Source organism: Chryseobacterium sp. GTID13, assembly GCF_056172655.1.
In genome coordinates, this window is record NZ_JAOCMB010000006.1 from 537,984 (window position 1) to 554,874 (window position 16,891).

The following is a 16,891-nucleotide window of genomic DNA, read 5'->3' on the forward strand; positions in this document are numbered from 1 at the left end:
CATGAAAAGATTTCTACTCAGCTTAGTATTATTTCTTTTATCAATTAATCCGCTCTTTGCACAAAGGGATACGGAACACTGGTTTGCTCCTATGGCGGCAAAACCTTCTGCTTTGTCGGTTCCAAAACAGGCTTTATACTTTTCTACGGATTCAACCACACCTTTTCCTGTAGAGATATACAGTAATGGAGCATTGCTTGGAACAGTAACCATTATGAAGGGTGATCCCAAAACCTTTGACATAACAACGGCAACGATGATTACCAATCTGCCTACAGAAATGTTTACTGCCATTGGTAAAGGGATTTATACTAAAGGGACAAAGCCATATTATGTAAATTTCAGGTTTAGTGTTACCAGCCACGGAGAAATATTAACGTCAAAAGGAAAAGCAGGTATTGGAAAAAATTCTATGTTGCCGCTTCTCCAATGACCGGACAGTCCATTACTTATTTAAATTTTACAACCGGAGTTTTAGCTACGGAAGACAATACTACCGTTACCGTTTCCGGATATAGCCCGGGATTACAATTTACTAACGGGACTACCGGAACAACCAATCCAACAATGACATTCACCCTTAATAAAGGGCAGGCATATATCATCGAAGGTAGAGACAATGTAGGAACCAATGCCACAGGTTTTATCGGTGCCAAAATAGTATCCGATAAACCGGTATCTGTAACTAACGGTAACTTTAATGGTCAGTTTGCCCTTCCTCCAAGTGCAGGATCGGCCGGTTCAGATATTGTTATGGACCAATCTGTACCAACAGACAGGCTTGGAAACGAGTTTGTCCTTGTAAAAGGAAACGGTGACAGTGATGACGGAGATGAAGATGCATTAATCATAGCAACAGAAGATAATACAGAAGTATTTCTTAACGGCTCTACCACCCCGATTCAAACCCTGAATGAGGGCCAGTGGGTAAGAGTGGGCCAGGGACCCAACAATACTTATATATTCCCATATATTGACCAGGGAAGTTCTCACTTTAATATGCATATTAAAACTTCTAAAAATGCATATGTATATCAGCTTCTTGCAGGACTTCCAAACAGTTCAGCAACAGAAGGATTCAACTATATCCCACCTTTGAACTGCTTCCTGCCAAGGAAAATTGACGAAATAGGATTGATCAATGAGCTTCCTGAAACCAATTCCAGCGGTACTAAAAATGTAAAATTAAATATCCTTACCGAGACAGGTGCAATTGTTAATGTTACAATGAACGGAGCCCCTGCTCCAACAGTACAGGGTCCTTTTACTGTAACAGGAACTACCGCATGGGTATCTTATTCGGTTCCCAATGTGACAGGGAACGTTACCGTTACCTCTTCAAAAGCAGTTACCGCAGGGATTTCCGCTGGTAGTGGTGCTGTAGGATATGGCGGTTACTTTGCAGGATTCTCATCAATCCCTGTCATTTCAAAAAAATCAGGAGAATGTGCTCCGGGTATCATTCTTGAGGTGGATGACACCTATGAAGGTTATCAGTGGTTTTTAAACGGAACCGCTATCCCGGGTGCAACAGCCAATACTTATTCACCTACAACTTCAGGAAATTATACCGTAAAAGTAACCATGGGTACATGTCCTCCTGTTACAACCCCTATCTATAAGGTATATACCTGTTTAAAACTGACTACCCAAACTCTGAGTGCGTGTTCCACAAAGGTAATTACGCCGGCATTCACTTCTTCAACACAAACTCCGGTACCAGGTACACTGGTTATTATTACTGCACCAACGCATGGTACCGCTGTAGTAAACTCAAACGGAACTATTACGTACACTCCTACAGCCAACTATTATGGTCCGGATCAGATCGTATATAAGTTCTGTGGTAATGCTACTGAATTTATCGACTGTGAGCAGGTTACTTTAAATCTTACCGTAGTACCTTTCGTAGTGAGAGACGCCATACTTAAGGCATGCCAGTATGATGTAGATCCTTACGCTTATTTTGATCTTACTAAAGCAAGCGTTACCGACTATAATGCAGTAATAAAAAAATACTATCCTACGATGGCTGACCTTACTGCAGGTACCAATGAGATTACTACTCCTACAAATTATCCGTCTGCCGGAGGATATGTTTATGTAAAAGTTACAACCAACGAAGGATGTACAGCAACTGCAAAAATTCAGCTGATTGCTCTTCCGATAAAAAAATCACCGGTTCTTGTTGACCAGTATATCTGTGCAGACGGCCTTACAAATCTGGATGCAGGTCCCGGATACGATTCTTATCTATGGAATACAGGAGCTACAACTTCTTCCATTCAAAATGTAGGTATTGGAGAATACACTGTAATTCTGGGTAAAAACGGATGTTTACTTCCTCAAATTGTAAGAGTAAGAAAAGCTGAAGATCCCGTAATCACCAAGATTGAAATATCCAATACAACGGCAACAGTAATTGTAGACGGTGGAAAACCTCCATACAAATTTGCGGTGGATACCCCAACCAACTGGCAGGATTCCAATATATTCACAGGACTTACCAGAGGTCAGCATACTTTCTATGTAAAAGACGCTTACAATTGTGATCCTACTACAGTGGAAGTAACGGTTCCTAACCTGGTAAATGCTATTACTCCTAACGGTGACAATAAAAATGACTTTATTGATTACAGCGAGCTGGCTTATAAAGAAAACCTTTCCTTTGTAATTTATGACCGATACGGAAACATGATTTTCACCGGAAACAAATTCAACAATTATAAATGGGACGGAAAACATTATGACAAAAAGCTTGTAACCGGAACCTATTGGTATCATATCAACTGGAATGAATCCAACAAAGAAAAAACCCCTGTCTATTACACAGGATGGATTTTAGTTAAAAACATTGAATAAACCATCTTTAGGCATTAAATAATTAACCGCGATTTGAAATCGCGGTTTTTTTTGACAAAAAATCAGGATTTTTTTAGACATTTTACAATCTCACTGAAAATATTCTCCTATTTTTGCGCCAATCCTAATTCCCACATGTATGAAAACTTTTTTACTAACTTTTCTTTTGCTGTTCACAGCAGCTAATCCGCTTTTTGCGCAAAGAGATACAGAACATTGGTTCGCGCCGATGGCAGCAAGAAGTACCAACATTATCAGCCCTCAACAGGCATTATATTTTTCTACGGATTCCACTACTCCGTTTCCTGTAGAAATTTACAGCAACAACATTCTGCTGGGGACAGTAACGGTCGCCAAAGGTGCTCCCCAGACATTCCCTATCCCTTTAGGAAATATCATCGTCAGCAATACTTCCGAAATGTTTGCTCCGGTAAACAAAGGATTGTACACAAAAGGGACAAAACCTTATTTTGCAACCTTCAGATTCTCTGTAAGCAGCCATGGTGAAATCCTGACTTCCAAAGGAAAAGCAGGAATCGGTAAAAAGTTTTATGCAGTAGTTTCGCCCATAGAAAATCCTGTGACTGCACTGAATTTCACTACCGGTATCATGGCGACGGAAGACAATACTATAGTTACCGTATCGGACTATTCTGCCAATGTGGAATTCAGCAATGGATGGACTGGTGTAACCAATCCGTCCCTCACATTCACCCTCAATAAAGGCCAGTCCTATATCATTGAAGGAGTCGGTGATAAGGCAGGAAACAAAGAAGGCTTCATCGGTGCCAAAATAGAGGCTGACAAACCTATTTCTGTGACCAACGGAAATTTTAACGGGCAGTTTGCCATTATTCCACCGGGTTCTTTTTTGACGGGGCAGATATCGTAATGGACCAGTCCGTACCTACAGACAGACTGGGAAATGAATTCGTTCTTGTAAAAGGAAACGGAGATATCAGCGAAAGAATGGAAGACGCCCTGATTGTTGCCACAGAAGGGGGCACACAGGTATTCATCAACAATGGAGCAACACCGGCAATAACCTTAAATGAAGGAGAAAGCTACAGGGTGAACCAACTCAACAACAATAATTACATCAACCAGGGTAATAATCACTACAACATGTACATTAAAACGACCAAAAACGTTTATGTGTACCAGCTGCTGGCGGGTGTTGCCAACAGTAATGCCACAGTGGGATTCAATTATATTCCCCCATTGAATTGCTATCTTCCCAGAAAAATTGATGAAATAGGAAATATTAATATCCTGCCTCCTACTACCAATAATGTTAAATTAAACATTCTCACAGAAACCGGGGCAGCGGTTACCGTAAACGGCGGCACACCTCCTGCAGCACAGGGGCCTTATCCTGTATTGGGAACTTCATCATGGGTGTCTTATTCTGTCCCGAATGTTACTGGGAATGTTACGATTACCTCATCAAAAGCTGTAACTGCAGGAATCTCCGGCGGAAGCGGTGTGGTAGGGTATGGCGGATATTTCGCCGGATTCTCCTCCATTCCGGTGATTGCCAAACAAACCGGTGACTGCATTCCCGGAATTGTACTGGAAGTAGATGACAGTTTTGACTCTTACCAATGGTACAGGGACAATACTCCTATTACCGGAGCTGTAAACAATTCCTATATTCCTACACAATCAGGCAATTATACTGTAAAGATAACGGTAGGTTCCTGCCCGCCTATAACCACTCCTGTGTATAAAGTATTCACCTGTCTTACGGAAACAACCTTAAATCAAACGGTTTGTGATGGGGTTAAGCTGATTGTTCCCACTTTTACCAATTCCACCCAGTCTGTAGTGCCGGGCAGCGTGATCATCGTTACACCACCTGTTAATGGTAATGCGGTTGTAGATCCTGCTACAGGGGTTATCAGCTATGCTCCTGCTTATAATTATGTGGGACCTGACTCTTTTGTTTACAAATTCTGCGGAAATAACCCCGACTTTACAGACTGTGAAGAAGTAACATTGAATTTAACGGTTTCCGAGAGCCCGATCGTTACCAATGCTTCTTTAAGAGCATGTTATCTGGAAGCCAATCCGGCGACCGGTTTATTTAACCTTACCAATGCCTCAGTTACTACACAGCCAGGAGTTACCAAAAAATATTATCCTTCCCCTACGGATGCAGACAACAGTACGAATGAAATCTTAAACCCTGCCAATTATATTGCCCCTACAGGAGTTGCCTACGTAAAAGTAATTAATGCGAATGGCTGCTACAGAATTGCAGAAGTTTCCCTTACCGTTCTTCCTCCTGTAACCTCTGCCGTTCTTGTGGATAAGATTATTTGTGTGGAAGATAAAACAACGCTTGACGCAGGACCTGGATTCAATGGTTATGAATGGAGTACCGGAGCCACTACACAGACTATCAGTAACGTTGGCGTCGGAACCTATTGGGTAAAGCTGAAAACCGGCGACTGTATCACCCAGCAGACCGTAAAAGTATATGCCTCCGAACAGCCTGTTGTTTCCAGCATTGATATTTCAAATACCACAGTTACAGTATATGCAATAGGCGGAAATCCTCCATACCAATACTCATTGGATAATATCCAGTGGCAGGATTCCAACATTTTTACTGATGTGGCAAGAGGTATATCTGCAGTGTATGTAAAAGACAGCTATAATTGTGATCCTATTAAAGTGGAAATTACCATTCCTAACCTGATCAATGCTATTACTCCTAATGATGACGGGGTAAATGATGTTCTGGATTATTCTTTACTGGCCGGTAAAAAGAATTTAGAGTTTGCCATTTTCGACAGATACGGAAGCAAAATATTCCAGGGAGACAAATCAAACGGCTATAAATGGAATGGAACTTTAGGCGGAAGCAAAAGAGTCCCTACCGGCAACTACTGGTTCGAAATTCATTGGAACGAGCCTTCCGGAAAACAGACCGCAGTAAAATATACAGGCTGGATTCTTGTGAAAAGCAGAGAATAATTCCTGAAAAACTGACCATTTAAACCGCGATTTTACCATCGCGGTTTTTTTATTATTTTTTGGAGGTATAAATCCATTTTATTATTAAATTTGTGTTAAACTCCCTCCGCTGAATGAAAAAAATTTTATCTTTTTTATTTATACTTTCTTTTTTCACCTTGGCCTTCGGTCAATTGGACAGAGAACATTGGTTTGCTCCCATGATAGATAGAAGTGGAAGCCCCAGTCCCTATCAGAAATTATATTTATCTACCAACAGAACAACTCCCTTCCCTGTAAATATTTACAATAACAACCTTCTGATCGGTACAGTAACCATCAGTAAAAACAATCCCCAGAAATTTGATGTTCTCAGAAAATATATCATAACAACCCTTCAGGCAGATCTGTTTACTCCCACTACAAAAGGACTCCATCTACAAGCAGATTTCCCTTTCTATGCCAACCTCAGGTTTTCCGTATTCAATCATGCAGAGATTATCACTTCTAAAGGGATACCTTCCACAGGAAAGAATTTTTATGCCGCCAATGCTCCCATAACGGTCGTTAATCCCATCTTAAACTTTATGGCCAGTGTTCTTGCCACTGAGGACAACACAACAGTTACAATAAGCGGATATAAGCCAACGGTACAGTTTTCCAACGGAACCACCGGCGCTACCAACCCTACCATGACATTTACCCTTAATAAAGGGCAGTCTTATATTATAGACGGTTCAGGTTCTACAAATACAGATGGTTTTATTGGTGCTAAAATTACTGCTAATAAACCGGTAAATGTGACCAATGGAAATTTCAACGGGCAATATTCCGGAAATTTCCCTTCAAGCTCTGATATTCTGATGGATCAGTCTGTCCCTGTTGAAAGACTTGGAAGTGAGTTTGCCCTGGTCAAAGGAAACGGCAGCGTAGGATCCAATATGGAGGGTGCCATTGTTATTGCTACGGAAGACAATACCCAGGTTTTTGTGAATGATGAAATTCCTCCTATTGCTACTTTAAATGCAGGACAATATTATATCGTTCCGAACTCAAAATATAAACTGCAGGGAGCATCGCATTATAACCTTTATCTTAAAACGTCCAAAAATGCATATGTTTACCAGGTTCTGGCAGGGGATTCCGTGTCGGGAAGTGAAGTGGCAACCGGAGGATTCAACTTTATTCCGGCCCTGAACTGCTATCTTCCCAAACAGATCAATGAATTAGGGTTTATTGATGAAAACTTTGTGCATTCCACAGCTAATCCATTAGGAATCCTTAATATTCCTACAAAACTGAATCTTATTACGGAAAAAGGTGCCAATGTTACGGTCAATGGAGTGGTTCCGCCGGCAACTACAGGTCCTTTCAACATGACAGGTACCAATAACTGGGTGACCTATGGCATTCCTAACGTAACCGGAACGATTACCGTAATTTCCGACAAGGCTGTTACTGCTGGGATTACTGCAGGAAGTAATGCTGTAGGATACGGAGGCTTTTTTGCCGGTTTCCCTACACAGCCTGTTATTTTAAGATCAGGAGGAAACTGTGTTCCGGGAATTGTACTTACGGTAGACCCGGTAATTTATGATACCTATCAGTGGTATGTCAATGGGACCCTTATCCCCGGAGCTACAGGACCATCCATCAACCCCACACAGTCCGGATATTATACGTGCTCGGTTACCATGGGAAGATGTGCTCCTTTGGTCACAGAACAGTTTAAAGTACTGAACTGTACAAAACTGACCACATCCACCTATAATGTCTGTAACACAAAAACCATTACTCCTACATTCAGCAGCTCTGCACAGACACCAGTTCCTTCCACTGTTGCTATTGTGAATGCCCCTACATTGGGAACGGCAGTCATAGATCCTGTGACCGGCATTATTACTTATTCCGTCAATACACCCGGGACTACCGGAACAGATACTTTCACCTATACCTTCTGCGGGGATGATCCTGTTTTTACAGACTGTGAAACCGTAACCGTTAACATCAATATTATTCCGCTTATTGTAACGAACGCTACGCTACATGCGTGTAATATCAACGGACAGGGAACCTTCGATCTCACTTCTGCGAATGTGACCAACAACTCACCGGTCACTATTACCTACTATCCTACCCTGGCAGACGCACAGACAGAAAATCCCGGTGCACTTATTACCACCGCCAATGCTTATACTGCACCGGACGGAACCATTGTATATGCAGTAGTAAAAAACAATCTTGGCTGTAAAAGTATTGCCCAGATCACTCTTTCTTTATACAATCTGGCCATTATAACAAACAATTATAACGGAATATTCTGTGATGATAATATGGACGGAACAGTCACCGTGAACCTGTCTAATATAACAGGTATCGTACTGAATAATCCCAATTACTTTACCAACGTAAGATATTATGCCTCTCTTGCTGATGCCAATGCAGGAAACAACAATACACTTCCCAACAACTGGAGCTATACGGCTACAACCACTATTTACATCAGGGTGGAATCCCCGGACGGCTGTGCCGTTGTTGTGAAACCTTTACAGTTCAGTATCGGAGCCCGCGTTACTTTATTAACATCAGCAGTGGCTACAAGTATTTGTGATGATGATCTTGATGGAACAAAAGCGGTCAACCTTGCCCAATTCATTCCCCAGTTTACAACAGATCCTGCTGTAACTTATACTTTCTACGGAAGTCTGGGTAATGCTCAGAATAATATCAATCCTTTATCAGGTACAGTTAACGTTACAGGTACACAGACCTATTACATCAGATTTGAGAAAAGCGGGGTTTGTCCTGAAGTAGGATCTGTTAAAATCACTATCAAAACTCCTAAAAAGTCAGACCTTTTAAAGGACCAGGTTATCTGTTCAAAAGCAACGACTAAGCTGGATGCCGGTCCCGGCTTTGAAAAATACCTGTGGAGCACGGGCGCAACTTCTCCTTCTATTTCCAATGTGCCTGTTGGAAGTTACTGGGTAGAGCTTACCTTCAACGGATGTGTTTACAAACAATATGTAAATGTTACAGAAGCTCCTCTTCCTACCATCAGCTCTATTGAAATTAACGGTTCTACCGTGACAGTCGGAGTGATTGGCGGTACACCTCCTTATGAATATTCCCTGGATGGAGTGAACTGGCAAAGCATCAATGTTTTCTACAATGTACCAAGAGGAAGCCATACCGTATTTGTAAGAGACTCTAAGTTATGCGGTGAAGTAGATAAGCAGTTTGCCATTATTAATCTGATTAACACCATCACCCCTAACAGTGACGGCCATAATGATGAGATCGATTATTCTGCTTTAATGAGCAATCCGAATCTGGAATTTAGAATTTTCGACCGTTATGGTGCTGAAGTTTTCAGGGGAAGCCCAAGCAACCGATACATCTGGGACGGAAGAATGGGCGGAAGACCTGTTCCTACAGCAACTTACTGGTATTTTATTACCTGGACGGAATATGGCACTTCCACTTCTGTAAAATATACGAGCTGGCTCCTGGTAAAAAATAAAGAATAGAATGATTTTACTCTAAATTTCATCATATCTTTTTACTATTGAAACATTTATAACATTCATTAACAGTTTAATGTTAAAGTTTAATATAACTTTAACCTGTAATCACTATCTAAATAGGTATAAATTGCTGTATTTCTACGTAATTTTGCCCCAATTATATGAAGAAGCTAATTACCCTATTGCTGCTGATTTTTCTGGCAAAAATCAATGCACAGACCTATTCCGGAGAGGTATTTTTAAGAGACAACTCGATCTTGTATCTCAACCAGGTTTACGTAACCAATCTGAACACCCAGAAAACGGTACTTACCGATTATAACGGTACTTATAATATTCCGGCAGCTCCAGGTGATGTGATCCGTTTTACTTCCATTGTCACAGAAAGGAAAGATGTAAAGCTTACTCCACAGATGATGCAGCAGAAAAACCTCATTGAATTAAAAATTGCCTACTACGAAATCCAGGAGATTGTACTGAACAGGTTCAAGCCCACAGGAAATCTCAGGTATGACGTAAATTCTATAAGAAAAGAAGACAAAGGCCTTGCTATCAAAAAAGTGATTGGACTTCCGGAACCTAAAGGAGACGGAACTTCTCCGGAACTTCCGGTTGCCGGATTAAGGGACGGAGGACTTACTTTCAGCCTGGAAAGCATCTATGATATCCTCTCGGGGGACAGAAAGAAAAAACAGCGCTATATGGCGTACGAAAGGATGAATAATTCTGTAACCCAGATCAAAAATTATCTTGGTAAGGATTATTTTGCAAAGTTTAAAATTCCGGATAATCTTATTGACAACTTCCTTCAGTTCGTTTATACTTCAGAAAACATTGAAGCTTATGTACTTTCCGGTAATTTTGAGGCGATAAAAGTTCCTATCGAAAAGTATCTTCCGATCTATCAGAAAAGGCTTAAAACCTCGAATCTTCAGGAAGTTATTAAATAAAACCTTAATAAGGATATTTTAAGAAATGTATATTATCTGATAATTTATAATGTACATTTCTTTTTTATTTAAAATTATGTTTAAATTTATCTGACTATTAAGTGTAAAAAATAAAAACAATAGTATTTCGTTATTACCATAAACTAATTGCCTGAAAACATAAATTAAAAAAGAACATCAGCTTTTAATTTAATATTTGTTAATGAAAAAATTACTTTTACTGTTTGTTTCTGTTCTGTTTTTTAATGTGTCTGCCCAAAAAAGGGGGAAAGACTACAGCAATATTTTAAAAAGTAAAAATATCTATGAGATTAATGCTTTTCTCAGAGATGCCCACCCTGATGATCCCAGGAGATCTGTTTTGAAACCGAGGGTCATGGAAATGATGACGCAGTACATCAAAGATGCCCACCCTGCCGACCAGAAGGTAAAGGATATGCAGGAAATGCTTGCCCTGCTGAAAAGAAGGCCTTCTACCAAGATCACTTTCGATGAAATGAATGCCATTATCAAACAGAAGCAGATCGCCAAATACAAGGCAGAACTTGCCGCCAAACAATCGACGGTAGTTTATACACCAAGTACTGCCCAGAATACGTTTGTTGTGAATACTGCGGCCAATGCTGCTATCCCTAATGCAGAAGCTGAAGAGTTCAATATGCTGATGGCCGAAAATCCGGTAGAGCATAAGAATAAAACAGTAAAAATATTAAACTCACTTTTTGATAACGACCCGAACAGCAAAACAAGCATTGTTCTTATCAAAAATAATTCCGACTGCAATATCATCGTAAGAATGGAAAGTGTAGGAAATACCAAATACAGACTTGCCGTTCCCGCCCATGATGACAGCACAATTGTTATAGATAAGGGACAGTATCTTTTCACAAGCCTTGTTTGCGGCGCCCAGTATGCTTCCCAAAAAACAATTGAAAAAGCCATTATGGTTACTTTAGGGAGTTCCGCAACACAATAAACAGCCTATAAATATGCTCTGAAACCTGTCTTTTATCTTTAAAAGGCAAGGTAATCTATGCAAAATTCACTATTTTTGCAGGATTTTATAAATAATTCGATGGGCAAAAATAAATTAGCAAGATTCGCTGAAAACAAGATTTTACCAAATGTTATCCAACCTACAAGAGAAGATGCCTTAAACGGTTTTTCCCTTAAAGGAAACTGGAGAAAGGATTTCTTTAAAAACGATCATCCGATTGTCCTGGAACTGGGCTGTGGTAAAGGAGAATATTCAGTAGGACTTGCCAAAACCTTCCCTGAAAAAAACTTCATCGGAATAGATATTAAAGGAGCCAGGTTCTGGTTTGGTGCTAAAGAAGCTGTGGAAAACGGAATGACCAATGTGGCATTTCTCAGAACACAGATCGAGCTTGTAGATTATTTTTTTGCAGAAAATGAAGTGGATGAAATCTGGATCACGTTCCCTGATCCTCAGATCAAATACAAAAGAACCAAGCACAGGCTTACCCATCCTGACTTTTTAGAAAGGTATAAAAAATTCCTGAAGCCGGGCGGAATTATCCATCTGAAAACAGATTCGGAGTTTCTGCATGGCTATACATTAGGTTATCTGCAGGGTGCCGGCTATGAAATCATTTCCGCACATCACGACATTTACGGAGCTCCTGAATATGATCCCAACACGGAGCATCTGAGAGATATAAAGACATATTATGAAGAACTTTTCTCAGCTAAAGGAAAGACTATAACCTATATAAAATTCCGGATAAGCTGATGAAATAAAAACCAACTGATGAAAAAAATTTTAACGACCCTCCTCTTCCTGATCCTTGCTTCGGGTACTGCTTCGGCGCAGAAAAAAACCAAAGACATTTTAAAAAGCACAAACATCAGGGAAATCGAAGAGTACCTTAAGAATGCACATCCTGACGACCCTAAAAAGTTTGTGCTAAAGCCCAAACTTATTGCCTTAAAGAATTCGGAATGGACAAAAGGTGCTTCCAAAGCCAAACCTATGGAGGCCAGACCTGTCATGACGGATATTCCGAACAGGTTTATGAGAAATTCCGGTTCCAATGACGCAGAAGAGTTTAAAAAGCTTCTTGCCGAAACGTCCGATCAGCATAAAGATAAAACGGTAAAGCTTCTGAACGCTATGTTTGATGAAGATATTACCAAAAAAGAAGCTGTACTTCTCTTCAGGAATAACTCGGACTGCAATATCATCCTGAGAATTGAAGGAAAAGATTTCTATAACCTGGCAGTTCCTGCTCACGGGGAGAATTTTATTGTTCTCAACAAAGGCGCTTATACACTCAACAGTAATGTATGCGATGTAAAGTACTCTTCTCAGAAAGACATAAAAAAAGTATATTTGTAGTCATTGAAAATCCGGGTACCAAAAAACCGCCAATAAGCAATGAGGCAGCAAAAGAAATAGTACCCGCGAACCCTTCAAAAAGTAAAAGATCAAAAAAATAACCGCATGAAAAAGCTATTCGCTTTCTCCATCATTTCATTTAGCCTTATAAGCTGTAGTTCATACTATGGCAGCTATCCTATAAGAACTTCTTATCCGTCAGCTTCCGGAAACACCGGAAATTCTGCTGCCAATACAGAAAGGGAATATGCTGAACTTATTAAAACCTATAAACCTGAAACGGCAGCCGTTTTAAATGATCTTCTTAATGAGGATTCTCCCTCCAACCCGAACACTTCTATTTCAGTGGAAAACAAATCCCCCTGCAATATGGTTCTTACGGTGAGCAGCAGTGGTTTCTTTAAAAAAATTCCGATAGGTTCCGGGAAAGTAGGCTACACCATGGTTCCTAAAAACAAAAATTACAGCCTCTCTGGAATGCTTTGTAATTCGTCTTATCAGGCTAACAAGTTTATTACGACTTCATATGCTATAAAGATCAGTAATTAAGATAAAAACCCGCTCTACCGAGCGGGTTTCTTTTTGAATTGAATCGTGATATCAATAAAAAAACGCTGGACCGAAATCCAGCGTTTTTCCTATATTAAAGAAAATCTTTAATTATTCAGCATCGAAATCAGCATCTTTATCAGCAGATACTACTTCTCCTTCTTCTTTAGATTTTTCTTTATCAGCTTTTCTTTGAGACTGTCCTTCTTTGATAGAATCAGAAACGATGTTTAAGATCATATCGATAGATTTAGAAGCATCATCGTTTCCTGGGATAACGAAGTCTACTTTTCTAGGATCAGAGTTTGTATCAACAATACCGAAAACTGGAATACCTAATTTCTTAGCTTCAGTTACAGCGATATGTTCTCTCATGATATCTACAACGAAGATTGCAGAAGGAAGACGAACCATGTCAGAGATAGAACCTAAGTTTTTCTCTAGGTTAGCTCTTTGTCTGTCAACCTGTAATCTTTCTTTTTAGATAAAGTTTCGAACGTACCGTCTTTTTTCATTTTGTCGATAGAGTTCATTTTCTTTACAGCCTTTCTGATTGTAACGAAGTTCGTTAGCATACCTCCTGGCCATCTTTCTGTAATATAAGGCATATTAAGTTCAGCAGCGTGCTTAGCCACTACTTCTTTCGCCTGCTTTTTAGTTGCTACGAAAAGAACTTTTTACCTGCAGAAGTTAATTTTTCCAAAGCGCTGCACGCCTCGTCCAATTTAACTGCTGTTTTATGTAAGTCTACAATGTGAATACCGTTTTTCTCCATAAAAATGTATGGAGCCATATTTGGATTCCACTTTCTGGTCATGTGACCGAAGTGTACACCAGCCTCTAGAAGGTCTTTTACATTTGCTTTTGCCATGTTTTCTGTTTTTGTTAGTTTACTTTCCGTCTTTTAAACAATCAACAACTTCTTTAGATGGGAGAAGCGTTTGGATGCTAAACGTAACGGGCAATTTTTTTGTTTAGATAAAATAGAACCAAGAACCATGAGCCAAGATCTGAGAACAAAGTCTTGAATCTTGTGTCTGATATCTTGAATCTTGATATTAACGTTTTGAGAATTGGAATCTCTTTCTTGCTTTTTTCTGACCTGGCTTCTTTCTTTCCACCATTCTTGCGTCTCTTGTAAGTAAACCAGCAGGTTTCAAAGCTAATCTGAATTCAGCATTGATTTCGCATAAAGCTCTTGAAATACCTAATCTGATAGCTTCTGCCTGACCTGTATTACCACCACCGAAAACATTTACGGTAACGTCATACTGACCAACAGTCTCAGAAAGGATGAACGGTTGGTTTAATTTGTAAACCATCACGTCTGTAGAGAAATATTCTTTAGCGTCTTTACCGTTTACTGTAATGTTTCCAGAACCTGGTTTTACATAAACTCTAGCTACAGAAGTTTTTCTTCTTCCGATTTTGTGAACTATAGACATAATTAATTATTTAAATTCGTTAACATTAATTGTTTTAGGCTGTTGAGCTTCATGTTTGTGCTCAGTTCCTTCATATAGATAAAGGTTCTTCAATAAAGCAGATCCTAATCTGTTTTTAGGTAACATACCTTTTACAGATTTCTCCAATACTTTTAAAGAATCTTTCTTCTGAAGTTCAGCCGCAGTCATAGACTTCTGTCCACCAGGGTAACCTGTATGCCAGATGTAAGTCTTATCAGCCCACTTGTTTCCGGAAAGCGTAATTTTCCCAGCATTCAAAACGATTACGTTATCACCACAATCTACGTGAGGTGTAAAGTTCGTTTTGTGCTTACCTCTCAAAATCTTTGCAACCGTAGAAGCTAGTCTTCCTAACGGCTGTCCTTCAGCGTCTACCACAACCCATTCTTTATTAGCAGTAGCTTTGTTCGCTGAAACAGTTTTGTAACTTAATGTATTCACACGTTTTAGTTAAAGATTAAACATAATTTTCCCCTAAAAGGGTGTGCAAAGGTACAAATTATTTTTGTAACCCAAAAACATATTTTATTTAATCTATACCGTCTCTTGAATTTGACCTGATTTTAATAGATTTCATCAACTGCCTCCTTTGGCACAGAACTTGTAAAATGATGACCGATGAAAAAAACATTTCGAAGATTCTAAAAACACAGGTGATAAAGTAAAGAGTTTAAGTATTAAACTCTTACTTTATTAACTTTACATTAAAGATTTCCCTGAAAGCTTGCTGATATGATTATTTTATGTCGCTAAATTTTTATATTTGCGCTAAAACCATATCCCCTATCCATGAGCCACGGAAAAATCAGAGAAGACAAAACCTGCCAGAATTGCGGACATACAGTAGAAGAAAGATTCTGTCCACACTGCGGACAGGAGAATACCGAAACCAGACAGCCGTTCTATTTCCTTTTCACCCACTTCATAGAAGATTTCACTCATTATGACGGCCAGTTTTGGCAAACCATCAAAAACCTGCTTTTCAAGCCGGGAAGACTGACTAAAGAATATCTTTCTGGAAAAAGGCAGCACTATGTCGCCCCTGTTAAGTTATATATTTTCATCAGTTTCATCACCTTTTTTGTCCCTTCCCTATTTTCAAAGTCAGAAGATAAAGATAATGAAGCAACAGAAAAACATTCTATACAAAAAGAAAAAGAGGACAAGAAAGAAAAAGTTGCAAAAGTAATTGACAGTGTAAAGAGCGGAATACTTGTAGAAGGCAATAATAAAAATGACAGTATCGTCAACAAAAGTATATCCAAATTGAAAAACCTGGAAGATCTGATTGATAAAAAAGAGGTTTTAAGCACCCAAAAAGATCAATTCGCAATATTGGGAGCTACTTCAATGAAGCAGTATGATTCGTTAAGCATAAAAGGAGGAAGAAATTACAAATCTCTGCGGCCTTTTGCTGAGAAAATATTCCATTTACAGGACAGGGGCTTGAAAAGAAAAGAAATAATTGGCCGTTTTGCAGATACTTTTATCCATACATTTCCTAAAGCTCTTTTCATCTATTTACCTGTATTTGCTTTTTTCCTATGGCTTTTTCACAGTAAGAAAAGATGGTGGTACTTTGATCATGGGATTTTCACCCTTCATTATTTCTCTTTTCTTTTATTAAGCACATTAATTTTTATACTTGGCAATCATCTCAATTCAGTATTACCAGACTATACAATAGTGAGCATCATTATGGGATTGGCTTATACAGCATTATTCTTTTATACCTCTGCTTATTTTTTTGTTGCCCACCACAGGGTTTACGAAAACAGTAAAAGAATAAGTATTGCCAAGGGGTCAGTCTTGTTTATAATCAATTTTATTGGCCTGCTCCTCATGCTTATGATACTATCTTATATCAGTTTCGTAACAATGCATTAATTACGTAAAGACTTGTTTCCGCGAAAGCTGGCAATCAGATAATAGGCAACAAAAACCGTTGAAAATTTAAGTATTGAAGGAATCGCAAGTTCCAGACTGAATAATAGTGTCCCTATTAAAACCAGGATTCCCATTACCGCAAAAGAAATACCTAGCTTTTGAGGCAGCGTGAAATTGGGAGTATCCAAGTAATAGGCAATTCCCCATGCTATCCCAAAGGCTAGTGCATAATATATATCGAGAACAATATTTTCAGAACTGTAAAAAAAATAATTAATAAGGAAGCTAAGTACTGTTCCTAAAGCAAAATACATCAAAGCCTTTTTCATA

14 protein-coding genes and 1 pseudogene are annotated in these 16,891 nt (G+C 39.2%); 11 read left to right on the plus strand and 4 right to left on the minus strand.

Features of this window, described 5'->3' with window-relative positions; genetic code table 11:
* Position 1: 1 nt before the first annotated feature.
* The 10 genes from N4G44_RS18775 to N4G44_RS18820 all read left to right on the plus strand — a co-directional run bounded on the left by N4G44_RS18775 (position 2) and on the right by N4G44_RS18820 (position 13,208).
* Positions 2-433 (plus strand): hypothetical protein, encoded by a 432-nt coding sequence (locus N4G44_RS18775; RefSeq protein ID WP_474928914.1) that lies wholly within the window; start codon positions 2-4, stop codon positions 431-433.
* Positions 430-2,862, plus strand: a complete 2,433-nt coding sequence (locus N4G44_RS18780) for a T9SS type B sorting domain-containing protein (RefSeq protein WP_474928916.1) — start codon at positions 430-432, stop codon at positions 2,860-2,862. The genes N4G44_RS18775 and N4G44_RS18780 overlap by 4 nt, the downstream gene beginning before the upstream one ends.
* Before the next feature lie 139 nt (positions 2,863-3,001).
* Entirely contained in the window at positions 3,002-3,754 is a 753-nt protein-coding gene (locus tag N4G44_RS18785; protein ID WP_474928917.1) for a hypothetical protein, read from the plus strand.
* Positions 3,754-5,844, plus strand: a complete 2,091-nt coding sequence (locus N4G44_RS18790) for a T9SS type B sorting domain-containing protein (protein ID WP_474928919.1) — start codon at positions 3,754-3,756, stop codon at positions 5,842-5,844. The genes N4G44_RS18785 and N4G44_RS18790 overlap by 1 nt, the downstream gene beginning before the upstream one ends.
* A gap of 200 nt (positions 5,845-6,044) precedes the next feature.
* A complete protein-coding gene (locus N4G44_RS18795) occupies positions 6,045-9,353 on the plus strand; it encodes a T9SS type B sorting domain-containing protein (RefSeq protein WP_474928920.1) in 3,309 nt (1,102 codons plus the stop codon).
* Positions 9,354-9,511: 158 nt separating this feature from the next.
* Positions 9,512-10,300, plus strand: a complete 789-nt coding sequence (locus N4G44_RS18800; protein WP_474928922.1) for a hypothetical protein — start codon at positions 9,512-9,514, stop codon at positions 10,298-10,300.
* Positions 10,301-10,502: 202 nt separating this feature from the next.
* On the plus strand, positions 10,503-11,276 hold the full coding sequence (locus N4G44_RS18805; RefSeq protein ID WP_474928925.1) for a DUF6759 domain-containing protein: 774 nt from the start codon (positions 10,503-10,505) through the stop codon (positions 11,274-11,276).
* 99 nt (positions 11,277-11,375) lie between these two features.
* On the plus strand, positions 11,376-12,053 hold the full coding sequence (trmB, locus tag N4G44_RS18810) for a tRNA (guanosine(46)-N7)-methyltransferase TrmB (protein WP_040997637.1): 678 nt from the start codon (positions 11,376-11,378) through the stop codon (positions 12,051-12,053).
* Positions 12,054-12,071: 18 nt separating this feature from the next.
* The gene (locus N4G44_RS18815) at positions 12,072-12,659 is read left to right on the plus strand and encodes a DUF6759 domain-containing protein (protein WP_474928927.1); all 588 of its coding nucleotides are present in this window, start codon (positions 12,072-12,074) and stop codon (positions 12,657-12,659) included.
* Between the two features lie 105 nt (positions 12,660-12,764).
* A complete protein-coding gene (locus N4G44_RS18820; protein ID WP_474928929.1) occupies positions 12,765-13,208 on the plus strand; it encodes a DUF6759 domain-containing protein in 444 nt (147 codons plus the stop codon).
* Positions 13,209-13,319: 111 nt separating this feature from the next.
* On the opposite strand, the pseudogene rpsB reads toward N4G44_RS18820, so the two are convergent.
* The 3 genes and pseudogenes from rpsB to rplM all read right to left on the minus strand — a co-directional run bounded on the left by rpsB (position 13,320) and on the right by rplM (position 15,115).
* Positions 13,320-14,079, minus strand: a pseudogene (rpsB, locus tag N4G44_RS18825) (30S ribosomal protein S2).
* Between the two features lie 187 nt (positions 14,080-14,266).
* Positions 14,267-14,653 carry a 30S ribosomal protein S9 gene (gene rpsI / locus N4G44_RS18830; RefSeq protein ID WP_007843277.1) on the minus strand — a complete coding sequence of 129 codons (387 nt, stop codon included), beginning with the start codon at positions 14,651-14,653 and terminating at the stop codon, positions 14,267-14,269.
* Between the two features lie 6 nt (positions 14,654-14,659).
* Complete coding sequence (gene rplM / locus N4G44_RS18835; protein ID WP_034706094.1) at positions 14,660-15,115, minus strand: 50S ribosomal protein L13; 456 nt, start codon at positions 15,113-15,115, stop codon at positions 14,660-14,662.
* Positions 15,116-15,463: 348 nt separating this feature from the next.
* On the opposite strand from rplM, the gene N4G44_RS18840 reads away from it, so the two are divergent.
* Positions 15,464-16,561, plus strand: coding sequence for a DUF3667 domain-containing protein (locus N4G44_RS18840; RefSeq protein WP_474928933.1), 1,098 nt, complete (start codon positions 15,464-15,466; stop codon positions 16,559-16,561).
* On the opposite strand, the gene N4G44_RS18845 is transcribed toward N4G44_RS18840, so the two are convergent.
* Positions 16,558-16,890: a hypothetical protein gene (locus N4G44_RS18845; protein ID WP_474928934.1), complete on the minus strand. Its 333-nt coding sequence runs from the start codon at positions 16,888-16,890 to the stop codon at positions 16,558-16,560. The genes N4G44_RS18840 and N4G44_RS18845 overlap by 4 nt on opposite strands.
* Between the last annotated feature and the right edge of the window lies 1 nt (position 16,891).